Source organism: Leucobacter chironomi DSM 19883 (assembly GCF_000421845.1).
Taxonomy (GTDB): domain Bacteria; phylum Actinomycetota; class Actinomycetes; order Actinomycetales; family Microbacteriaceae; genus Leucobacter; species Leucobacter chironomi.
The window spans coordinates 40003-62121 of sequence record NZ_ATXU01000005.1 but is presented as its reverse complement, the minus strand read 5'-3'; the positions used below and the strand labels follow the sequence as shown (position 1 = coordinate 62121).

Sequence of the window (22119 nt, the reverse complement as noted above, 5' to 3'; positions counted from 1 at the left end):
GGCGGGTGAGCGCGGCGACGCAGGCGCGGGCGCAGAGCCCCAGCGGTGCGCGGGGCGCAGATGCTGCGCAGAGCGCAGGCGCGGCGCAGCTCGTCGGGCGCGCGGCCGGGCGCAGCGCGGTGCTGCTCGGCTGCCTCGTCGTGCTCGCCCTGCTCGTCTGCGCATCGGTCGCGTTCGGTGTGCGCGAGGTCTCGCTGCACGACATCGCCGCCGCGCTCGGCGGTGCCTCCGACACGGTGGGGGAGGCCGCGGTGGTCAAACGACTGCCCCGCACCGTGCTCGCGATTCTCGTGGGGGCCGCCCTCGCTCTCTCGGGCGCATCGATGCAGGCCGTGACGCGCAACCCGCTCGCCGATCCAGCCATCTTCGGCATCTCGAGTGGCGCCTCGTTCGCCGTCGTGCTCGGGCTGGTGCTGTTCGGTCTGAACACCCCCTACAGCACGATGGCGGTCGCGATCATCGGCTCGGCGGCGGCGGCGATCTTCGTCTACGGCGTCGGATCGCTCGGCCGCGGCGGTGCCACGCCGCTCAAACTCGCGCTCGCCGGCGCCGCCACGGCCGCCGCACTGACCTCGCTCACGGCCGCCGTCATGCTGCCCCGCGTCGACCTGCTGCGCACCTACCAGTTCTGGCAGATCGGCGGCGTGGGCGGCGCCACCTGGGATCGCATCGCCACCGTTCTGCCGGTGCTCGCCTTGGGCGCGCTCATCGTGCTGGCGAGCGCCAAGAGCCTGAACTCCCTGGCCCTCGGCGACGAGATGGCTGCGGGCCTCGGCGAGCACGTCGGGCGCGCCCGGCTCACCGCGACCGCCGGAGCGGTGATCCTCGCCGGCGCGGCCACCGCGGTCGCGGGGCCGATCGGCTTCGTCGGACTCATCGTGCCGCACCTCTGCCGCCTGCTCGTCGGGCCCGACCATCGCGTGCTGCTGCCGTTCTCGGCCGTCGTCGGATCCTGCCTGCTGCTCGCGGGTGACGTGGCGGGCCGCCTCATCGCCCGGCCCGCGGAGATCGAGGTCGGCATCGTCACCGCGCTGATCGGAGCCCCCGTGTTCATCTGGATCGTTCGCAGGCAGAAAGTGAGGGCGCTGTGAGCGTCGAGGCCATCGTCGGCACCCGTCCGGCCCCGGGTGCGGCAGCCATCCGCCGCGGCCGCGCGCTGCGCCGCCGCCGCAATTCGGTGGTCGCGGCGTCGCTGTTCGTCGCGTTGCTCGCAGTCTTCGCGATCACCCTCATGATCGGCGAGACCCGGTATTCGGCAGACGAGGTGCTGCGCGTGCTGCTCGGCGAGACGGTGCCCGGAGCATCCTTCACGGTGGGGGAGCTGCGCCTTCCCCGCGCCACGGCGGGCGCCCTCGCCGGTTTCGCGTTCGGCGCGGCCGGTGCCACCTTCCAGACCCTGCTGCGCAATCCGCTGGCCTCGCCCGACATCATCGGGATCAGTGCCGGGGCGAGTGCCGCCGCGGTGATCGGCATCGTGCTGCTGGGGCTCGGCAGCACCGGGGTCTCGGTGCTCGCGCTGTTCGCGGCCCTCGCCACCGCGATCGCGATCTACGCGCTGTCGCATCGCCGGGGCTTCGCTGGTGCGCGGTTCATTCTCATCGGCATCGGGCTCGCCGCGATGCTGCAGAGCATCACGTCATACGTGCTGTCGCGCGCGGCGACGTGGGACATGCAGTCGGCGATGCGCTGGATCACGGGCAGCCTGGGCGGTGCTTCGTGGCCGAATGTGCTGCCGCTCGCCCTGGCGTGCGTGGTGCTGATCCCTCTGCTGCTGATCACCGCGCGCGGCCTCGGCGTGCTGCAGCTCGGCGACGACAGCGCCGTGGCGCTGGGACTCCCGGTGCGCACCACGCGCATCGTGCTGATCGTGGCAGCGGTCGCCCTGCTCGCCTTCGCCACGGCCGTCGCGGGACCGGTCGCCTTCGTCGCCTTCATGTCGGGCCCGATTGCCGTACGGCTGATCGGTGGGGGCTCCTCGCCCCTGCTCGCGGCCGGGCTCGTCGGTTCGCTGCTCGTCATGACCGCCGACCTGGTCGGTCAGTTCATGTTCGAAGGCCGTTATCCCGTCGGCGTCGTCACCGGTGTGCTCGGCGCCCCCTACCTCATTCTTCTGCTCGTTCGTATGAACCGTTCCGGAACCGCATCATGACCGCATCGCATCGGCTCGAGGCCGACTCAGTCACGCTCTCCTACGGGACGCGCACCATCATCGACGGGCTCGATCTGCAGGTGCCGCCCGGCCGCATCACCTCGATCGTCGGGGCCAACGGCTGCGGCAAGTCGACGCTGCTGCGCGCGTTCGCCCGGTTGCTGAAGCCGCGCTCGGGCGGCGTGCTGCTCGACGGCCGCGCGCTGCACGAGCTGCCGTCGAAGGAGCTCGCGCGCACCCTCGGCCTCCTGCCGCAGAGCCCCATTGCCCCCGAGGGCATCGCCGTCGCCGATCTCGTCGGCCGCGGCAGGCACCCCCACCAGGGGGCGCTGGCCCGCTGGAGCGCGCGCGACTACGAGGTCGTCGCGGAGGCTCTTGCGGCGACGGGCGCCTCGGATCTCGCGGACCGCCCGGTCGACGAGCTCTCGGGCGGCCAGCGCCAGCGCGTGTGGATCGCCATGGCCCTCGCCCAGGAGACCGGCATCCTGCTGCTCGACGAACCCACGACCTTCCTCGATGTGGCGCATCAGGTCGAAGTGCTCGATCTGCTCACCGATCTCAATCGCGACCGCGGCACCACGATCGTCATGGTGCTGCACGACCTCAATCTCGCCGCGCGCTACTCCGACTCCCTCGTCGCGATGGCGGGCGGGCGGGTGCGCGCCTCGGGCGGTCCAGGCGAGATCCTCACCCCCGAACTGGTGCGGGAGGTCTACGGCCTCGACAGCAGCATCATTCTCGACCCGGTGTCGGGCACCCCGCTCGTACTCCCGAAAGGACGGCATCATGTCCGCGTCACGCAGTGACTCCGCTCCCTCCTCCGCAGCCGACGCCGAGCGGCCCGCGGCAGCCGCGCAAGCCGGGCGCGACAGGCAAGCCGGGCAAGCCGGGCGCGACGAGCAGCCCGCCTACGGAGTCGTGTGCGGCACCGTCGAAGCCGTCGAGCTCGTCTCGCCGAGCTTCGTGCGCATCACCTTCGGCGGCCCGGGCGTCGATCAGCTCGGCAACCCGGCCGAGACGTTCGACCAGCGCATCAAGCTCATCTTCCCGCCCGCATCGGGCGTGCTGCCCGACCTGTCGTGCAGCGGTGACGAGTGGTACCAGGCGTGGCTCGCGGTCGATGAGGCGCAGCGCGGTTCGATGCGCACCTACTCCATCCGCGACGTCGTGGTCGACGACGGCCGCACCTCTCTGGTGATCGACTTCGTGCTGCATCTGGTGCCGGGCGAGACCGGTCCGGCCTCGACCTGGGCGAGTACCGCGACGATCGGTGACGAGCTGCTGATCGTCGGCCCCCGCCGCGGACGCTTCGACGGCGGGGGGATCGAATACCGCCCGGGAGACGCGCGCATGGTGCTGCTCGCGGGCGACGAGACGGCCGCCCCCGCCATCGCCCGCATCATCGAGGACAGCGGCCCCGAGCTGCGCGGCGCGGCCTTCATCGAGGTGCCGACCTCGGGCGACCGTCTCGATATCGCGGCGCCCGACGGCTTCGAGGTGCGTTGGCTGGCGCGCGCCGGCGTCGGCACCGGCACGATGCTGATTCCCGCCGTGCTCGAACATCTCGAACACCTCGAACGCGAGGCGGCAGTTGCCGAAGAGGAGCGCGCGAGGCGCTCGCTGCTGCCGGAGGGTGAGCTCGAGATCCGCGACGTCGATTCGGAGGCGCTCGTCTGGGAGACCCCCGACTACTCGGGTCTCGGCGAGCCGGTCGAGGGAACCCGCAACCACTCCGACTCCTACTTCTGGATCGCCGGCGAGAGCGGCACCGTCACCACGCTGCGACGGCACCTCGTGCGCGGTCTGGGTATCGACCGCTCCCAGGTCGCCTTCATGGGCTACTGGCGCCGCGGCGTGGCGATGAAGGGCTGACGGGCCGAGAGCGCACGCCTCGGCGTCTCCTCCCTCGTCGCAGTAACGCAGGAGGGGACTCGGAACGCTGTGCCGAGCCCCCTCCTGCGTTATGGCGAGTGCGGCTGGAGACGAAAGGGGCGGGGGATCCTGCCGCAGGATCCCCCGCCCCTCGCTTCGCTCCGCGGGCGGACGCTACTCGCCGATGACGGCTCCGAAGCGCTGCGGCAGCGTCGCCTGCGAGGTGGCGCGCAGCTCGGAGAGCGGCAGTGTGAAGCGATCCTGCACCTCGATCGAGGCGTCGGCGCCAGCGCCGTCGGTGACGCCGATGCGCAGCACGGGGAAGCCGCGGCCCTCGCAGAGCCCGCGGAACTTCACCTCTTCCTCGTGGGGCACCGCGACGAGCACGCGCGCCTGCGACTCCGAGAAGAGCGCAGCGGTCTCGTCGACGCCGTCGCGCGAGATGATCTCGTCGATCCACACGCGGACGCCCACGCCGAAGCGCAGCGCACCGTCGGCGATGGCCTGTGCGAGGCCTCCCTCGGAGAGGTCGACGGCGCCCGAGATCAGGCCGCCCTGCGAGCCCGCCTGCAGCAGCTCCGCGAGCGCGCGCTCGTCGTCGAGCACCGCCACGGGCGGGCGCCCGCCCAGGTGCTCGTGCACGGCCTCGGCCCAGGCCGAGCCGTCGAGTTCGTCGCGGGTGACGCCGAGCAGGTAGAGGTGCTCGCCCTGATCCTGCCAGCCGGTGGGGATGCGGCGGGCGACGTCGTCGATGATGCCGAGCACCCCCACCACCGGGGTCGGGTGGATCGGGGTGTCGCCCGTCTGATTGTAGAGCGAGACGTTGCCGCCGGTGACCGGCACCTCGAGTGCGAGGCAGGCGTCGGAGAGGCCCTCGACCGCGCGCGAGAACTGCCACATGACCTCGGGGTTCTCAGGGCTGCCGAAGTTGAGGCAGTCGGTCACCGCGGTGGGCACGGCACCGGCGGCGGCCACGTTGCGGTAGGCCTCGGCGAGTGCGAGCTGCGAGCCGACGTAGGGGTCGAGCTGGCAGTAGCGGCCGTTCGCGTCGGTGGAGATGGCGACGCCGAGGCCGCTCTCCTCGTCGACGCGGATCATGCCGGCGCCGTCGGGGAAGGAGAGTGCGGTGTTGCCGAGCACGTACTTGTCGTACTGGTTGGTGATCCAGTCGACGGAGGCCTGGTTCGGCGAGCCGGCGACGGCGAGCATCTGCGCGCGCAGCTCGTCGCCCGAGGCTGCGCGGGCGAGACCGGCCGCGCGCACGCCCGAGGCCTGCAGCCCGTCGATCCATGACGGGTAGGCGACGGGGCGCTCGTAGACGGGGCCGTCGACGGCGACCGTACGGGGATCGACGTTCACGATCTCCTCGCCGCGCCAGTTGATGATGAGGCGACCCGTGTCGGTGACCTCGCCGAGCACGCTGGTCTCGACGTCCCACTTCTTCGTCACCTCGAGGAAGGCGTCGAGCTTCTCGGGCGCCACGACCGCCATCATGCGCTCCTGGCTCTCCGACATGAGGATCTCCTCGGCGGTGAGCGAGGGGTCGCGCAGCAGCACGCTGTCGAGCTCGATGAACATGCCGCCGTCGCCGTTCGCCGCGAGCTCGGAGGTGGCGCAGGAGATGCCGGCCGCGCCGAGATCCTGGATGCCCTCGACGAGTTCGCCGCGGAAGAGTTCGAGGCAGCACTCGATGAGCACCTTCTCGGCGAAGGGGTCGCCGACCTGCACGGCGGGGCGCTTCGTGGGGCCGCCCTCGCTGAAGCTGTCGGAGGCGAGGATCGAGGCGCCGCCGATGCCGTCGCCGCCGGTGCGCGCACCGAAGAGGACGACCTTGTTGCCGGTGCCGGAGGCGTTGGCGAGATGGAGGTCCTCGTGGCGGAGCACGCCGACGCCGAGCGCGTTGACGAGCGGGTTCTGCTGGTAGACGCGGTCGAACACGGTCTCGCCGCCGAGGTTCGGCAGGCCGAGGCAGTTCGCGTAGGAGGAGATGCCGGAGACGACGCCGTGCACCACGCGGGCGGTGTCGGGTTCGTCGATGTCGCCGAATCGCAGCTGGTCCATCACGGCGACGGGGCGGGCGCCCATCGAGATGATGTCGCGGATGATGCCGCCGACGCCGGTCGCGGCGCCCTGGAAGGGCTCGATGTAGGAGGGGTGGTTGTGGCTCTCGACCTTGAAGGTGACGGCCCAGCCCTCGCCGATGTCGATCACGCCGGCGTTCTCGCCCATGCCGACGAGCAGACGCTCGCGCATCTTGTCGTTGACCTTCTTGCCGAACTGGCGCAGGTAGATCTTCGACGACTTGTAGGAGCAGTGCTCCGACCACATCACCGAGTACATGGCGAGCTCGCCCGAGGTGGGGCGGCGGCCGAGGATCTCGCGGATCTGCTCGTACTCGTCGGGCTTGAGACCGAGCGCGCCGTAGGGCTGCTCCTTCTCGGGGGTGGCGATCGCGTCGGCCACCGTATCGGGGCGGGGGGCGTCGATGTGGGCGGCAGTGTCGGTCACGCTCGGTGTGCTCCAGTGAGTGAGGGATCGGGATCGGCTCAACGAGCCGAAACATGCAGTCCCAGTCTAGCCCGCCCCGTGACAGGGGCCGCCCGCCCGGCGCGGGCGCGGAGGACGGCGCGGGTGCGCGCGCAGGATCGCGCGGGTGCGGAAGATCGCGCGGCGGCGGACGGTTGCCGTTTCACAGGGGAACGCGCAAGACTTGGTGCATGAGCGATCCGAACCCGAACGCAACCGGTCCGAACCCGAAAGCGTCGCAGCCCGTGCCCGAGACGTCGCGGCAGGACGCCTTCTCCTGGCAGCAGGGGGCGGACGGGGGCGCAGCCCCGGCCCAGGGCGCGACAGCGGGGGCATCGCACCCGACGGCGCCGCCGAAGCAGCGCAAGCGCGCCGCGAGTCCCGAGGCACGCGGCGAGGGTCTCTCGACCTTCCTGAAAGTCAGCATCATCCTGCTGGCGGCGCTCACGATCGCCTCGATCTCGCTGCTGTTCATCGGTGATCTCGAGGGCAAGTTCGAGCGCGTGTTCTCGACGTTCGTGCTCTTCGCGGTGTTCGTGCTGCTCACTGCGCTCGACACCCGCCGCGAGCAGCGCTCGGAGTGGTACGCGCCCGTCGCGCTCATCGCCAACGCCTACATCCTGGGGCTGCTCCTCATCGTGATCTGGATGACGCCGTACCAGCCCTTCGGGCTCGTGCTCGAGATCTTCTGGAAGTCGGTGTTCGTGATCCTCGTCACGAGGCTCGTGATCCTGTGCTGCCAGCTGCTGCTCGGCATGAGTGCGAAGCTGCCCGTCGTGGTGACTCGTTTCGCCTTCGTGACGAGTGTGCTCGCGGTGCTCTCGGGCATCCTCTTCACCGCTCCGGTGGGCATCGAGGCCTTCGATCTGCACATCCCCGATCTCTACTGGAAGATCGCGACCGCGCTGCTGATCCTCACGGCGCTGGGCCTGTCGATCACGCTGCTGCTGCGATGGTCGTTCGGGTCCGCGGCGCGCGAGGCGGCGCGCGGGGCGCGCTCCGCCGCGCTGCCGTCGGCTCAGCCGGTGCAGCCGTACCGGGCTCAGCCGCAGCCGGCTGCGATCCAGCAGGCGCCGCGGGCTGAGAGCCCGCAGCCGCTGCTGCCCTGGCCGACGTTCCCGGATGGGCGTCCGCTGCCCGCGGGGGCCGACGGGCAGCCCGACTTCTCCGCACTGCAGCCGCCCCGGAGGTGACCGCGCGGGTCGAGATCCGCAGGATGCGCGTCGACGAAGTCGATGCGACGAGCGGGCTGCTGCGCGCCGCCTACGGCGGCGACTACCGTCTCGATCCCGGCTACCTCGATGAGATCGCCGATGTGAGGAGCCGTGCCGAGTCGGCGCAGCTGTGGGTGGCGGCGGATCGGGTCGGGGATGCTGTGCTCGGCAGTGTGACGACCCCGTTTCCGGGGCGACGGCTGCAGCGCGACAGCGCGCCGGATGAGATGGATGTGCGGCTGCTGGGCGTTGCGCGGGAGGCTCGCGGGCGGGGTGTCGGCGAGCTGCTGATGCGCCACTGCGTGTCGCTCGCGCGGGAACGCGGCGCCCGGCGACTGGTGCTGCACACGGCTTCGCAGATGGTCGCGGCTCAGCGGCTCTACGAGCGGATGGGGTTCGAGCGGGTGCCCGAGCGGGAGCACGACTTCGTGGCGATGGGTGAGCGCCGCCGCCTCATGGCATACGCACTGACCCTCTGACCTGGGGTTTCTGTCGGGGATGTCGATTCTCGCTTGAACATCAGATGAAGGTGTGTATAGGCTTACTTCGGGGTTCTGGAGAGTCGTGATCGCGCCTCCGGGACCGCGAAGCACTGATGCGCGCACCGTATCGGTGCTTTCTTTTTTGCCCGTCGATCCTCAGGAGCCACACCGTGTCCAATCGCACCACCCGCAGCGCAGCCGCTGCGCTGACCCTGGGCGCAGCACTCGTCCTCTCGGCCTGCGCCTCCGGCGCCCCCGCGAACGAGGAGCCCGCCGGCTCGGCCGCCGCGACCGTGACCATCACCGACAACCACGGCGAGGTCGAGGTGCCGGTCAACCCCGAGACGGTCGTCGCGCTCGACAACACGGTCTTCGACACCCTCGACGAGTGGGACATCGAGCTCGCCGCAGTGCCCAAGGACGTCATGGGCTCGGTCTGGCCCGGCTACGTCGACGACCCCGAGGTCGCCAACGTCGGCAACCACCGCGAGCCGAACCTCGAGGTGATCGTCGCCGAGCAGCCCGACCTCATCATCGGCGGCTACCGCTTCGGCGACTACTACGAGCAGATCAAGGAGCAGAACCCCGAGGCGGTCGTCATCGAGATCGCTCCCCGCGACGGCGAGGACCAGTTTGGCGAGCTCAATCGTCAGACCGAGATCCTGGGCCAGATCTTCGACCGCGAAGACGAGGCCGCCGCGCTGAACACCGACCTCGACGACGCCATCTCGGGCGCGAAGGAGGCATACAACGGCACCGACACCGTCATGGCCGTCAACACCTCGGCCGGCCAGATCGGCTACCTCGCCCCCGTCGTGGGCCGCGGTCTCGGTCCGGTGTTCCCCGCACTCGGCTGGAAGGCCGCCCTCGAGGTCGAGGGTGCGACGGACGATCACCAGGGCGACGACATCAGCGTCGAGGCGATTGCGGCCTCGAACCCCGACTGGATCGTGGCGCTCGACCGCGACGCGGCGTTCGCCCCAGAGGAGCGCGAGCCCGGTTCGGCGCCCGCCGACGAGCTCATCACGAACTCCGAAGCGCTGCAGAACGTCACCGCGGTGCAGCAGGACCGCATCGTGATCCTCGATCCCAACTTCTACCTCACCGAGGGCATCCAGGCCTACACCGCGCTGTTCACGCAGCTCCAGGAGGCGTTCTCGGCCGCATGAGCCCCACGGCCATGACCCCGGGGAGCCCGGAGAGCGGGGCGCACGTTCGAGAGAACGGGCGCCCCGCTCGGCGCGCCCGCGATGCGGCGGGAACGGGTGCGCGCGGATACAGCGGCACCGGGCCGCAGGCGGGCGAGACGGGCGGATCCGGATCCGCCGCCGGATCCGCTCATCTCGCCGTGATCGGTGGCACCCGGCCCGTCGCCCCCGAGGCCGCCCCGCCGCAGCGCCGCCCCTGGCTGCTGCTCGCAGCGGTCGTGGTGGTGCTGGGCCTGCTCGCCGCATCGCTCGCGATCGGCGTCTACGACATCTCGGGCAGCGACTTCGGACCCGAGATGTTCTGGATCACCAGGGTGCCCCGCACGATCGCGCTCGTGCTGGCCGGCGCCGCGATGGCCACGAGCGGTCTCGTGATGCAGATGCTCACCCAGAACCGCTTCGTCGACGCCACCACCTCGGGCACGACCGAGTGGGCGGCGCTCGGGCTGCTGCTCGCCGCACTGCTGCTGCCCGGGATCGGGCTCGTCGGCAAGATGGTGATCGCGAGCGGCTTCGCATTCGTCGGGGCGATGCTGTTCATGCTGATCCTGCGCCGCGTCGTGATCCGCACCACCCTCGTCGTCCCCCTCATCGGGATCATGCTCGGCGCGATCGTGAGCTCGCTCACCACCTTCCTCGCCGCGCAGTTCAACCTGCTGCAGATGCTCGGCACCTGGTTCATGGGCAGCTTCACCGCGGTGGTGCGCGGCCGCTACGAGGTGCTGTGGGTGGTTGCGGTGGTCACGATCCTCGTGTTCCTCATGGCGGATCGCATCACCGTCGCCGGCCTCGGCAAAGACGTGGCGACGAGTGTCGGCGTGCGCTACGAGGCGATCCTCATCGGCGGCACCGCGCTCGTGGCCGTGGCCGCCGGCGTCACCACCGTGGTCGTCGGCTTCCTGCCGCTGCTCGGGCTCGTCGTGCCCAACATGGTCTCGATGATCCGCGGCGACAACGTGCGCAGCAACCTGCCGTGGGTCTGCCTGGGCGGGATCGCTCTCGTGGTCGCCTGCGACATCGTCGGGCGCCTCATCATCATGCCCTTCGAGATCCCGGTCTCGATGGTGCTGGGACTCGTGGGCGCCGCGGTGTTCGTCGCGCTCCTGCTGCGGCAGCGGGAGAAGTGACCGTGGAGAGCAGCATCGTCAGGCTCGCGAGCACTGGGGAGCCGCCGGCCGACCCGCCGTCGCGCGCCTCCCGCTGGCGCGCGGCGCTCCCCATCGTCGTCGTGTTCGCCGTTGCGGCCGTGCTCGCCGTCGCGATCCTCATCTACGGCAATCCGGCCCCCGCCGGCAGCCCCGGGTTCTGGGTGATCGTGCAGTCGCGCCTCACCTCGCTCGCGACGATCGCCTTCGTCGCCGTCGCTCAGGCGCTCGCCACGGTGCTCTTCCACACCGCGACCTCGAACCGCATCCTCACCCCCTCCATCCTGGGCTTCGACGCGCTGTACGTGCTCACCCAGACGGCGCTCGTGTTCGTCTTCGGCACGACGGCCGCGAGCATGGAGGGGATCCCGAAGATCATCGCGCAGAGCGTGCTGATGGTGCTGTTCGCGACGCTGCTGTACGGCTGGCTGTTCTCGGGCACGCGCGCGAACCTGCACCTGCTGCTGCTCGTCGGCGTGGTGCTCGGGGCCGGCTTCGGCTCGGTCTCCACCTTCATGCAGCGCACGCTCACCCCGAGCGAGTTCGACGTGCTGAGCGCCCGCCTCTTCGGCAGCATCAGCAAGGGCAACCCCGACTATCTGCCGATCGCCGCGGCGATCGTGTGCGGGATCCTCCTCTTCGCGTGGCTGCGCCGGCGCACCTACGACGTCGTCGCGCTCGGCCGCGACGTCGCGATCGGCCTGGGCGTGAACTACCGGCGCGAGGTCGTGACGGTGCTCGTGATCGTGGCCGTGCTCGTCTCGGTGTCGGCGACGATGGTCGGCCCGATGACCTTCTACGGCTTCCTCGTGGCGACCCTCGCCTACCAGTTCGCCAAGGGCGACTCGCACGCCGAGACGATCCCGCTCGCCATCGGCATCGGGCTCGTCACGCTGTTGGGCGCCACCTTCGTGCTCAAGCACGTGTTCGCCGCGGCCGGCCTCGTGACGGTGATCATCGAGTTCGCGGGCGGCCTGCTGTTCCTCATCGTCCTGCTGAGAAAGGGGATGCGTTGACCGACGCGCACAACGGAACCGGGGCCGGAGCCCCGCCGGAGACGGCCGGGGCCGCGGTGCTCGCCGCGGAGTCCGAGCCGGGCCGCGGCCCGGGCATCGAGCTGAGCGGCGTCGGGAAGGCGTACGCGGGCCGGCAGGTGCTCGGCCCCGTCGACCTCAGCCTCGAACGGGGCGGCGTCACGGCGCTCATCGGCCCCAACGGAGCCGGCAAGTCGACCATGCTCACCATCATCGGGCGACTGCTCGAACCCGACAGCGGGCGCGTCACCGTGGGCGGGCTCGACGTGCGCACCGCCAAGCCGAAGCAGCTCGCCCGGGTGGTGTCCATCCTCAAGCAGGAGAACCACTTCATGGCGCGCCTCACCGTGCGCCAGCTGGTCACCTTCGGCCGCTTCCCCCACTCGGCGGGGCGGCTCACCGAGACCGACCAGCGCGCGATCCACGCCGCGATCGCCTTCCTCGACCTGGCCGGGTTCGAGGAGCGCTTCATCGACGAACTGTCCGGTGGTCAGCGGCAGCGCGCCTTCGTGGCCATGGTGCTGGCGCAGGACACCGACTTCGTGCTGCTCGACGAGCCGCTGACGGGGCTCGACATGCGCCACGCGGTGAGCATGATGGGGCAGGTGCGGGCGGCGGCCGATGCGCTCGGCAAGACCGTCGTGCTCGTGATCCACGATGTGAACTTCGCGGCGGTCTACGCCGACCGCATCGTGGCGCTCGCCGAGGGGCGGGTCGTCGCGTCGGGCACGCCGGACGAGATCATCACCCCGGAGGTGCTGGAGCGCGTCTTCGAGACGCCCGTCGACGTGATCGAGCACGGCGGTCACCGCGTCGCGGTGTACTACCGGCCGTAGACGGCGTCGGCGCCCTCCGCGCTGGGGCGACACGGCCGGTGTTTCGGATCGGGCCGGTGTTTCGGATCGGGCCGGTGTCTCGGATCGGGCCGGTGTTTCGGATTGAACTGCCGTATGCGGATCCGAAGCATCGGCCCGATCCGAAACATCGAAGCCGGGGCCGGCGCGAGCTGCGGCGGAGGCGGCGCCGAAATCAGGATCCGCCGCGCGTCGACGGCTCGCCGAGCAGCGTCGAGACGGCGCCGGCGCCCTCCCCGGCGCGGCCCTCGCGGGCGAGCTCGCGCAGGCGCACGGTGGGGCGGTGCAGCAGGCGCCCGGCCAGGTGCCGCAGGGCGGCCTCGGTCTCCGCGGTGTGATCCGGCTCGGTCGCGCCGCCGGTCGCGCGATCCCGGATCCGCGAGAGCTCGTCCTCCAGGATCCCGTTCACGAACGATCGCAGCTCGCGCAGCGCCGGGATAGCGTCGCGCTCGGCACGCAGCGCCGTGAACTCGGCGGCCGCGGTGCGCACGATGTCGCGCGCTTCGAGCTCGGCCCCGAGCTCGGGGATCGGCGCGTGCAACGCGATCGTCTCGAGGTCGAGCAGTTCGACCCCCGCAACCCCGGCGACGTCCGGCGCGATGTTGCGGGGGAGACCCATGTCGATGAGCAGCCGCGGCCGCGTGCGGCTCCGCTCGGGGGCCGGCAGTCTGCCGAAGCGAGAGCAGAACGGCGGGCTGCCCTCGGTGACGGTGTCGTCGAAGCGCTCCCGCGTGAGCAGAGGCTCGTGCACGGTGCTGCACGCCACCACGAGGTCGGTGTCGCGCAGTTCGGCGTCGAGGGCGTCGCGCGCCACGGGGCGGATGCCGTGCGAGTCGGCGAAGGCGTCCGCCCGGCCGGAGGGGGAGTAGACCCCGATGTGCTTGGCGCCGTGCGCGCGCAGTGCGGCGAGGCTCGCTCCGGCGTAGGCGCCGGTGCCGATGAGCAGCACCCGGCACGCCTGCCAGTCGCCGACCCGGCTGTCGACCAGGGCGAGCGCGAGCTGCACGAGCGATCGGCCCCGGGTCTGCAGCCCGGTGCGGTGCTTGACCCGCTTCGAGACGACCATGGCCTGCTGGAAGAGCCGCTCCAGTTCGGTGCTCGCCCGGCCCGAGGCGCGCGCCGCGTCGATGGCGCGGCGCACCTGCCCGGCGATCTCGGCCTCGCCCACCGAGGCCGACTCGAGGCCGCTCGAGACCGCGAAGAGGTGCTCGGCCGCGGCTTCTCCGCGGTGCACGGAGCAGGCCGCGGAGAGCTCGGTGCGCGACAGGCCGGTGGCTCGCGCGAGCCCGTCGAGGGCCTGCTCCGGAGCGAGGCCAGGGGCGTCGAGGTAGGCCTCGAAGCGGTTGCAGGTCGCGAGCACGACGGCGCCGCGGGCGAGCTCGGGGTCGCTGAGCGCGGTGGTCACGGTGTCGGTGCGCCGCTCGATGCGTTCGAGCAGCGCCAGGTCGGCGTTCCGGTGATCGACGGTGAGGCAGAGCAGCATGGATTCTCGGCAGGGTCCTCGGGGTGGAGCGTGGATCAGCCGAGCGCGGCACGCCAAGCTGAACAGATCTGATGTTTCACATCAGATCTATAAGCTAGCATCTCGACCGATGAACTCACTCCCAGCTTCGCACCCGCTCGTCGACGGTCGCACGAGCGACGCCCCCCTGATTCGGGCCCTCCACGGGCACCGCCCCGAGCGGATCCCCGTCTGGTTCATGCGCCAGGCGGGACGGTCGCTCCCCGAGTACCGCAGCATCCGTGCAGACCACCGTATGCTCGACGCCTGCGTGAACCCCGAACTCGCGAGCGAGATCACGCTGCAGCCCGTACGGCGGCACGGCGTCGACGCCGCGGTCTTCTTCAGCGACATCGTCGTGCCGCTGAAGCTCGCCGGGGTCGATGTCGACCTCGTCGCCGGGCGCGGCCCGGTGTTCGCGGATCCCGTGCGCAGCGCCGCCGACGTCAGGCGCTGCCGCGCGGAGTTCACCGCGGATCGGCTGCGCGCGGCCCTCGACCCCGTGCGCGACGCCGTACGGCTGACCGTCGCGCAGCTCGGAGGCACGCCGCTCATCGGCTTCGCCGGGGCGCCGTTCACCCTCGCGGCCTACCTCGTGGAGGGCGGCCCCTCGCGCGACCACCTGCGAGCCCGCACCCTCATGCACGCCGACCCGGAGACCTGGCGCGAACTGCTCGACTGGGCGGCCGAGCTCAGCGGCGTCTTCCTCGAAGCGCAGGTCGAGGCCGGCGCCAGCGCGGTGCAACTGTTCGACTCGTGGGCGGGATCGCTCAGCGCCGCCGACTACCGCGCCCACGTGGCCCCCGCCTCGCGCCGCACGCTCGACGCCGTGCGGGACATCGCATACCGGCACCCGCTCCGCGACGGCTACGCCGCGTGCGAAGAAACCGTGCCCGCGATCCACTTCGCCGTGGGCTCGGGGCACCTGCTCGAAGAGCTCGCGGCCGTCGGCGTCAGCGCCATCGGTGTCGACTGGCGCACCCCGCTCGACGAAGCGAGCCGCAGGCTCGGCGACACGGTGCCGCTGCAGGGCAACCTCGACCCGGCCTACCTCGGAGCGCCGCCCGAGCGGCTTGCAGCGCACCTCGACGACGTGCTGCGGCGGGGCACCCGCGCACCCGCCCACGTGCTGAACCTGGGCCACGGCGTGCCGCCCGAGACCGATCCGGACGTGCTCACCCGCCTCGTGGAGCTCGCCCATGCCCGCTGACGGCGCTGACGGCGCTGACGCCGCCGCTGGCACTGACGGCGCTGACGCTGCTGCCGCCGCCGGACGCCGCGTCGCAGTGGTGGGCGGGGGCGTCTCGGGGCTCGTCGCAGCCCGCGAGCTCGCGCTCGGCGGCGCCGACGTCGTGCTCTTCGAACAGCAGCCCAGCCTCGGTGGCCGCGTGCAGCGCGAGACCCTCGCGGGCGTGCCGATCGACCTGGGCGCCGAAGCCTTCGCCACACGAGGGGGCGCCGTCGCAGAACTGCTCGCGGAACTCGGCCTCGCCGACCGCGTCGAACGCCCCGCCCCGCTCGGATCGTGGATCGTCGCCGCGGGCCGGGCACTCCCGCTGCCGGCGGCCGGTACCGTCGGGATTCCGGCCGCGCCGCTCGCGGCCGATACGAGGCGAGCGCTCGGACTCCCCGGGGCTCTGCGAGCCGCGATCGAACCGCTGCTGCCCCGCTCGCTCGGCCGTGGCGGCTCCCTCGGACGCCTGGTGCGCGTGCGGCTCGGCGCACGCGTGCTCGACAGGCTCGTGCGCCCCGTCGTGCGGGGCGTGCGCTCCGCCGACCCCGACGAGCTGCCGATCAGCGCAGTGCCCGGTCTCGAAGCCGCCCTGCAACGCCGCGGCTCGCTCGTCTCTGCCGCTCGCGATCTGCGCGACGGGCGCTCCGCCGCGGGTGGCGCCGTTGCCGGCCTCCGAGACGGAATGGGGTCGCTCGTCGACGCGCTCGACGCCGAGCTCCGCGGCCTCGGCGTCGAGACGCGCGCCGCCACGGGGGTGCGCGAGATCGCGGCCGACGCCGCAGGCGGGATCCTGATCCGCATCGAGCACACCGCCGCCGCGAGCACCGAGCTCGTGGACGCCGCGGTGCTCGCCGTGCCGGAGGCCGTCGCCCGGGAGCTGCTGGGCGCCCCGGCCGCAGGCCCCGAGACCCGCGTCGAGGTCGTCGCGCTCGCGGTCGACGACCCGCGCCTCGACGCGGCGCCCCGCGGCACCGGTGCCCTGGTCGCCGCCGGTGAGCACGGCATCCGCGCGAAGGCCCTCACCCACGTCACCGCGAAGTGGCCCCGGCGCGCCGACGCACTCGGGCCCGGCCATCACCTCCTGCGACTCTCCTACGGACGTCTCGGCAGTGCGCCCGAAACCGCAGGCCTACCCGACGAGCGGGTGCGCGAGATGGCTGTGGAGGACGCGTCCCGCATCCTCGGCGTCGCGCTCGACCCGGCGTCCGTGCGAGACATGCGCCGCCGCGAGTGGTGCAACGGATCGGCCGGCGGCTCGGGCGGCGGCACCGGATCCGCCGCCGGATCCGCTGCACCGGATCTCGGGGCGCCGCCCCGCGTCGCCGTCACGGGAGACTGGGTGAGCGGCACGGGGCTCGCCTCGGTCGTGCCCGGCGCCCGCGCTGCGGCGCGCAGGATCCTCGACGTCCTCGCGCACCCCAGACCGCCCCTCAGTCCCGCACTCCGAAGGAGGCCCGCGATGACCGATCGCACACCCGCCACCAGCCCCCGCGCGCCGCGCGTGCGTCGCTCCGACGTGCCTGTCGAGGCCGCCCCCGGGCTGATCCGCATCGGTACGCGCGGCAGCGCCCTCGCCGTCGCCCAGTCCACGACCGTCGCCGAGGAGGTCTCGATCGCCACCGGGCTCGAAGCCGTGCTCGTGATCGTCACCACCCGCGGCGACGTCTCCCAGGCCCCCCTGGCGCAGCTCGGGGGCACCGGAGTCTTCGTGAGCGCGCTGCGCGACGCACTGCTCGACGGGGCGTGCGATCTCGCCGTGCACTCGCTGAAAGACCTTCCCACCGGAGCCTGCCCCGGCATCGAGATCGGCGCCATCCCCGTGCGCGCCGACGCGCGCGACGCGCTGTGCGCCCGCGACGGGCTGACCCTCGCCGAACTGCCCGAGGGCGCCCGCGTCGGCACCGGTTCGCCGCGCCGCGCCGCGCAGCTGCTCGCCCGGCGATCCGATCTCGACGTCGTCGACCTGCGCGGCAACGTCGACACCCGGCTCGGCCGGGTGGGCGCCGACCTCGACGCGGTCGTGCTGGCCTGCGCCGGGCTCGACCGGCTGGGGCGCGAGGCCGCCATCACCGAGCGCTTCCCGCTCGACGAGGCCCCGGCCGCCCCGGGGCAGGGCGCCCTGGCGATCGAGGTGCGCAGCGAGGATGCCTCCCGCGCCCCCTACGCGGCCGCGCTCGCTGCCCTCGACGACGCCGAGTCGCGCGCGAGCGCGCTCGCCGAGCGCGCCGTGCTGGCGACGCTCGAAGCGGGCTGCGCGGCACCCGTCGGCGCCACCGCGCAGGTCGTCGGTGCGCGCCTCGTGCTGCGCGCCGAGGTCTCGAGCCTCGACGGCACCCAGCGGCTCGTCGCCGAAGAGACGCTGCCCTGGGCCGCTGCTGCTGCCGGTGCTGCCGGTGCCGGTGCTGCTGCCGCTGCTGGTAACGGTGCTGCTGCCGCTGTGCTGGAGACCCCGCAGCGCCTCGGCGAGACCGTCGCGAGGCGCCTCTTCGAGATGGGCGCCGCGAGGATCGCCCCGCTCGGAGGGGCGGATCCCGAGACCACCAGCCCCGCGACCACCAGGCCCGAAACCACTAACCGCGGAGGCTCCCGGTGACCTCCCTCCCCACCGGCCGTGGACCCGGCGCGCCGGATCTCACGGGGTGCCGCATCCTCGTGCCGCGCGGCGGCGCCGCCGGCGAACGGCTCGCGGCCGAGATCCGCGCGCGCGGCGGCCTCCCCGTTATCGCGCCGCTCACGACGACCGCGCCGCCGCAGCACCCTGCCGCGCTCGCCGCAGCGGTCGAGAGCTGGAACCGGGGCGACTACGACTGGCTCGTCGTCACGAGTGCGAACGGGGCGCACGCCGTCGTCGCGGCCGGCGCCCGCCCCGGCGCGGGGAGCGTCGCAGCGGTCGGCCCCGCCACCGCCGAACCACTGCGCGAGCACGGCTTCGCCGTCGACGTGCAACCCGAGCGCGACTTCTCGGCCGTCGGCCTCGCCGATGCGCTGCTCGCGGTGCTCGACCGGGTGGACCGGCCCGAGGAGGCCCGGCGCGTGCTGCTGCCGCTCTCCGAGATCGCGGGAGCCGAGCTCGAGCACGCGCTCGCCGCGGCCGGTCACGCGCCGCACCGCGTCACCGCCTACCGCACGCTGCCCACCCCGCGGGATCCGCGCTTCGAAGCCGAGGTGCGGGGCGGGGCCGTCGACGCGATCCTCGTGATGAGCGGATCCGGCGCCGCCGAGACCGCCCGCCGCTTCGACCCCCTCCCCGAGAGCACCCGGCTCGTCGCGATCGGCGGTCCGACGGCGCAGGCGCTCGCAGCCCACGGACTCCGCGCCGACGCCGTCGCGACCCGACACACCTCGGACGGGCTGCTCGACACCCTCGCCGCGATCCTCTCCGGCGCGGCTGCTGGCCGCCCCACCGCAGACCATCCCGAAACCTCGCACCACCCGGAAGGAAGATCCGCATGATCCCCACCGTCCGCCCGCGCCGCCTGCGCAGCACCCCCGCGATGCGCCGGCTCGCCGCCGAGACCCGGCTGCACCCGGCCGAGCTCATCCTCCCCGCCTTCGTGCGCGAGGGGATCGACGAGCCCCGCGCGATCTCCGCGATGCCGGGAGTGCTGCAGCACACCCTCGACTCCCTGCGCCGAGCCGCGGCCGAGGCGGCCGAGGCCGGCGTCGGCGGCATCATGCTGTTCGGCGTGCCCGCTGTGCGCGACGCCCGTGGCAGCGCCGCCGACGACCCCCGGGGCATCCTCAACGTCGCGACGCGCGCCGTCGCCGAGGAGGTCGGCGACGCGCTCGTCGTGCAGACCGATCTCTGCCTCGACGAGTTCACCGACCACGGTCACTGCGGGGTGCTCGACGCTCGCGGCGAGGTCGACAACGACACCACGCTGGACAGGTATCGCGCGATGGCGCTCGCGCAGGCCGAGGCCGGATCGGCCGTGCTCGGGCTCTCGGGCATGATGGACGGCCAGGTCGCCGCCGTGCGCGACGCGCTCGACGCGGCGGGGCACCAGGCCACCGCGATCCTCGGGTACTCCGCGAAGTACGCCTCCGCGTTCTACGGCCCCTTCCGCGAGGCCGTCGACTCGCAGCTCGGTGCCGACCCTTCGAGCACCGGCGACCGGCGCAGCTACCAGCAGGATCCCGCGAACCGTCGCGAGGGTCTGCGCGAGGCGGAGCTGGACATCGCCGAGGGCGCCGACATCGTCATGGTGAAGCCGGCGATGAGCTACCTCGACGTGCTCTCGGACGTCGCGGCCGTGAGCCCTGTGCCCGTCTGGGCCTACCAGGTGTCGGGCGAGGCGGCGATGATCGAGGCGGCGGCCGCGAACGGGTGGATCGACAGGCGGCGCACCGTCGAGGAGTCCGTGCTCGGCATCAAGCGCGCGGGGGCCGATGCCATCCTCAGCTACTTCGCCGTCGAGCTCGCGGGATGGGTGCGATGAGCGGCGGATCGACGACCTTGAACGCCCGGCTCGCCGAGCGGGCGGCGCGCGTGATCCCCGGTGGCGTGAACTCCCCGGTGCGGGCCTTCGGCTCGGTCGGGGGCACCCCTCGCTTCCTGGTCTCGGGGAGCGGCCCGTACGTCACCGACGTCGACGGCACCGAGTACGTCGACCTCGTCGCCTCGTGGGGGCCCGCCGTCCTGGGGCACGCCCACCCCGCGGTGATCGACGCGGTGCAGACCGCGGCGGCGCGGGGGCTCGGCTTCGGCGCCTCGGTTCCCGAGGAGGCCGAGCTCGCCGAGGAGATCATCTCCCGGGTGCCCGGCATCGAGCGCCTGCGCCTCGTCTCCACCGGCACCGAGGCGACCATGACCGCCATCCGGCTCGCGCGCGGGGCCACCGGCCGCCCGCTCATCGTGAAGTTCGCCGGCCACTACCACGGTCACTCGGACGGACTGCTCGCCGAGGCCGGATCCGGTCTGGCTACGCTCGCGATGCCGGGTTCGGCGGGGGTGACCGCCGAGACCGCGGCGCAGACGCTCGTGCTGCCCTACAACGATCCGGCTGCCCTGGCAGCGGCGTTCGCCGAGCACGGCGACCGCATCGCCGCGGTGATCGCGGAGGCGGCGGCCGCGAACATGGGGGTGCTGCCACCCGAGCCGGGGTTCACCGAGTTCATGATCGGACTCGCGCACGGGCACGGCTCGCTGGTGATCCTCGACGAGGTGCTCACCGGCTTCCGCGCGGGCCCCTCGGGCTACTGGGGGATCGAGCAGGCCCGGGTGCCGTCGGCGCTCGCACCGGATCTCTTCACCTTCGGCAAGGTGGTGGGCGGCGGGCTGCCGCTCGCGGCGCTCGGCGGGCGTGCGGAGATCATGGAGATGCTCGCGCCGCTCGGGCCGGTCTATCAGGCCGGCACGCTGTCGGGCAATCCGCTCGCCGTCACCGCGGGGCTTACCACGCTGCGCCACGCCGACGTGCCCGCCTACGCGGCGCTCGGGCGGGCCGCCGACGCGATCTCCGGCGAGGTGAGCCGCGCGCTCGACGCGGCCGGGGTGCAGCACCGCGTGCAGCGGGCGGGCACCCTCTTCAGCGTGCTCTTCGGCGAGTTCCCCGAGGCGCCGATCGACTATGCGGCCGTGCAGCGGCAGGAGACGCAGCGGCACCGGGCGTTCTTCCACGCCATGCTCGAGGGCGGCGTCAACCTGCCGCCCAGCGCATTCGAGGCGTGGTTCGTCACGGCCGCCCACGACGACGCCGCGATCTCCCGCGTGGTCGAGGCGCTGCCGGCGGCCGCGCGGGCTGCGGCCGAGGTCGGCCCCGCAGCTCCTGTGGCCTGACCCGAACGGGCCCCGCCGTGGATATGGGATCTGCCGGAGATATGGGATTCAGGCCCGGATCCGCCGGATCTTCGGCAGATCCCATATCGAGAGGTCGCGCTTGAAAACGACGAGGGGCGGGGATCGCTCGATCCCCGCCCCTCGCCGTTGAGACGGCCGTCAGACCCGCGCAGCGAGAGCCGCCACGGCGCTCTCGAAGAAGCGCAGGCCGTCGATGCCGGAGCGCATGGCGTCGGGCATGTCCGGGCCGAAGCCCGGCTCGACCGCGTGCTCGGGGTGCGGCATGAGGCCGACCACGTTGCCGCGCTCGTTGGTGAGGCCCGCGATGTCGGCCAGGGAGCCGTTGGGGTTGACGCCCGCGTAGCGGAAGGCGATGAGCCCCTCGCCCTCGAGGCGCTTCAGCGTCTCGTCGTCGGCGATGAAGCCGCCGTCGCCGTTCTTGAGCGGGATCACGATCTCCTCGCCCTGCTCGAAGCGGTTGGTCCACGCGGTGTCGGCGTTCTCGACCACGAGACGCTGATCGCGGCGGATGAACTGCTGGTGCGCGTTGCGGATCAGCCCGCCGGGCAGCAGGTGCGACTCGACCAGCACCTGGAAGCCGTTGCAGATGCCGAGCACGGGCATGCCCTTGCGGGCGGCCTCCACGATCTCGGTCATGATCGGCGAGACCGCCGCGATGGCGCCCGGACGCAGGTAGTCGCCATAGCTGAAGCCGCCGGGCAGCACGATCGCGTCGACGCCCTGCAGATCGTGATCCGCGTGCCAGAGCTCCACCGGCTCGGCGCCCACGAGGCGGATCGCGCGCTGCGCGTCGCGGTCGTCGAGGGAGCCGGGGAAGGTGACGACGCCGATGCGGGTCGACATCAGCGAGCCTCGCCGTCGACGCTGATCGCGACCACGTCTTCGATGACCGAGTTCGAGAGGATCTCGTCAGCGAGCTGGCGCACCTCGGCGAGCACGGTCTCGTCGACCTCGCCCTCGACGGTGAACTCGAAGCGCTTGCCGATGCGCACGTTCTCGAACTTGCCGTGGCCGAGGCGCGCGAGCGCCCCCGTGGTCGCCTTGCCCTGCGGGTCGAGCAGTTCGGCCTTCGGCATGACATCAACAACAATCGTGGGCAC

19 protein-coding genes and 1 pseudogene are annotated in these 22119 nt (G+C 72.4%); 16 read left to right on the top strand and 4 right to left on the bottom strand.

The window, feature by feature from the left end; genetic code table 11:
• Window positions 1-5 precede the first annotated feature (5 nt).
• From H629_RS0106585 to H629_RS0106570, 4 genes are read left to right on the top strand one after another with little or no spacing between them, the layout of a single operon-like run.
• The gene (locus H629_RS0106585; protein ID WP_024356501.1) at window positions 6-1091 is read left to right on the top strand and encodes a FecCD family ABC transporter permease; all 1086 of its coding nucleotides are present in this window, start codon (window positions 6-8) and stop codon (window positions 1089-1091) included.
• The gene (locus H629_RS0106580; RefSeq protein WP_024356500.1) at window positions 1088-2149 is read left to right on the top strand and encodes a FecCD family ABC transporter permease; all 1062 of its coding nucleotides are present in this window, start codon (window positions 1088-1090) and stop codon (window positions 2147-2149) included. Before H629_RS0106585 ends, H629_RS0106580 begins: the two co-directional genes overlap by 4 nt.
• Window positions 2146-2955: an ABC transporter ATP-binding protein gene (locus H629_RS0106575; RefSeq protein ID WP_024356499.1), complete on the top strand. Its 810-nt coding sequence runs from the start codon at window positions 2146-2148 to the stop codon at window positions 2953-2955. The genes H629_RS0106580 and H629_RS0106575 overlap by 4 nt, the downstream gene beginning before the upstream one ends.
• A complete protein-coding gene (locus tag H629_RS0106570) occupies window positions 2936-4021 on the top strand; it encodes a siderophore-interacting protein (RefSeq protein WP_084705358.1) in 1086 nt (361 codons plus the stop codon). Before H629_RS0106575 ends, H629_RS0106570 begins: the two co-directional genes overlap by 20 nt.
• A gap of 174 nt (window positions 4022-4195) precedes the next feature.
• On the opposite strand, the gene purL is transcribed toward H629_RS0106570, so the two are convergent.
• On the bottom strand, window positions 4196-6529 hold the full coding sequence (gene purL, locus H629_RS0106565) for a phosphoribosylformylglycinamidine synthase subunit PurL (protein WP_024356497.1): 2334 nt from the start codon (window positions 6527-6529) through the stop codon (window positions 4196-4198).
• A gap of 209 nt (window positions 6530-6738) precedes the next feature.
• Here purL and H629_RS0106560 point away from each other — a divergent pair, with 209 nt between their 5' ends.
• The 6 genes from H629_RS0106560 (at window position 6739) to H629_RS0106535 (ending at window position 12466) form a co-directional block, all read left to right on the top strand.
• On the top strand, window positions 6739-7740 hold the full coding sequence (locus H629_RS0106560; RefSeq protein WP_024356496.1) for a hypothetical protein: 1002 nt from the start codon (window positions 6739-6741) through the stop codon (window positions 7738-7740).
• 23 nt (window positions 7741-7763) lie between these two features.
• Window positions 7764-8240: a GNAT family N-acetyltransferase gene (locus H629_RS0106555; RefSeq protein ID WP_029746660.1), complete on the top strand. Its 477-nt coding sequence runs from the start codon at window positions 7764-7766 to the stop codon at window positions 8238-8240.
• Window positions 8241-8413: 173 nt separating this feature from the next.
• A complete protein-coding gene (locus H629_RS0106550; RefSeq protein ID WP_024356494.1) occupies window positions 8414-9412 on the top strand; it encodes a siderophore ABC transporter substrate-binding protein in 999 nt (332 codons plus the stop codon).
• On the top strand, window positions 9409-10578 hold the full coding sequence (locus H629_RS0106545; RefSeq protein WP_240471067.1) for an ABC transporter permease: 1170 nt from the start codon (window positions 9409-9411) through the stop codon (window positions 10576-10578). Before H629_RS0106550 ends, H629_RS0106545 begins: the two co-directional genes overlap by 4 nt.
• Before the next feature lie 2 nt (window positions 10579-10580).
• Complete coding sequence (locus H629_RS0106540; protein WP_240471065.1) at window positions 10581-11612, top strand: iron chelate uptake ABC transporter family permease subunit; 1032 nt, start codon at window positions 10581-10583, stop codon at window positions 11610-11612.
• 137 nt (window positions 11613-11749) lie between these two features.
• A complete protein-coding gene (locus tag H629_RS0106535) occupies window positions 11750-12466 on the top strand; it encodes an iron ABC transporter ATP-binding protein (protein ID WP_051137835.1) in 717 nt (238 codons plus the stop codon).
• A 193-nt stretch (window positions 12467-12659) separates the two neighbouring features.
• Here H629_RS0106535 and H629_RS0106530 read toward each other — a convergent pair whose 3' ends face one another.
• Complete coding sequence (locus H629_RS0106530; RefSeq protein WP_024356490.1) at window positions 12660-13967, bottom strand: glutamyl-tRNA reductase; 1308 nt, start codon at window positions 13965-13967, stop codon at window positions 12660-12662.
• Between the two features lie 109 nt (window positions 13968-14076).
• Here H629_RS0106530 and hemE point away from each other — a divergent pair, with 109 nt between their 5' ends.
• The 6 genes and pseudogenes from hemE to H629_RS0106500 all read left to right on the top strand — a co-directional run bounded on the left by hemE (window position 14077) and on the right by H629_RS0106500 (window position 20998).
• Window positions 14077-15195, top strand: a complete 1119-nt coding sequence (gene hemE, locus H629_RS0106525; RefSeq protein ID WP_024356489.1) for a uroporphyrinogen decarboxylase — start codon at window positions 14077-14079, stop codon at window positions 15193-15195.
• A pseudogene (locus H629_RS15640) lies at window positions 15185-16603 on the top strand (protoporphyrinogen/coproporphyrinogen oxidase); the annotation flags it as partial. The gene hemE and the pseudogene H629_RS15640, both read left to right, overlap by 11 nt.
• Window positions 16604-16678: 75 nt before the next feature.
• Window positions 16679-17812, top strand: a complete 1134-nt coding sequence (hemC, locus tag H629_RS15560) for a hydroxymethylbilane synthase (protein ID WP_051137834.1) — start codon at window positions 16679-16681, stop codon at window positions 17810-17812.
• On the top strand, window positions 17809-18672 hold the full coding sequence (locus H629_RS0106510) for a uroporphyrinogen-III synthase (protein ID WP_024356488.1): 864 nt from the start codon (window positions 17809-17811) through the stop codon (window positions 18670-18672). Before hemC ends, H629_RS0106510 begins: the two co-directional genes overlap by 4 nt.
• Window positions 18669-19658 (top strand): porphobilinogen synthase, encoded by a 990-nt coding sequence (gene hemB / locus H629_RS0106505; RefSeq protein ID WP_024356487.1) that lies wholly within the window; start codon window positions 18669-18671, stop codon window positions 19656-19658. The genes H629_RS0106510 and hemB overlap by 4 nt, the downstream gene beginning before the upstream one ends.
• Window positions 19646-20998, top strand: a complete 1353-nt coding sequence (locus H629_RS0106500) for a glutamate-1-semialdehyde 2,1-aminomutase (protein WP_076623944.1) — start codon at window positions 19646-19648, stop codon at window positions 20996-20998. Before hemB ends, H629_RS0106500 begins: the two co-directional genes overlap by 13 nt.
• Before the next feature lie 159 nt (window positions 20999-21157).
• Here H629_RS0106500 and purQ read toward each other — a convergent pair whose 3' ends face one another.
• Complete coding sequence (purQ, locus tag H629_RS0106495) at window positions 21158-21862, bottom strand: phosphoribosylformylglycinamidine synthase subunit PurQ (RefSeq protein WP_024356485.1); 705 nt, start codon at window positions 21860-21862, stop codon at window positions 21158-21160.
• The gene (purS, locus tag H629_RS0106490) at window positions 21862-22119 is read right to left on the bottom strand and encodes a phosphoribosylformylglycinamidine synthase subunit PurS (protein WP_024356484.1); all 258 of its coding nucleotides are present in this window, start codon (window positions 22117-22119) and stop codon (window positions 21862-21864) included. Before purS ends, purQ begins: the two co-directional genes overlap by 1 nt.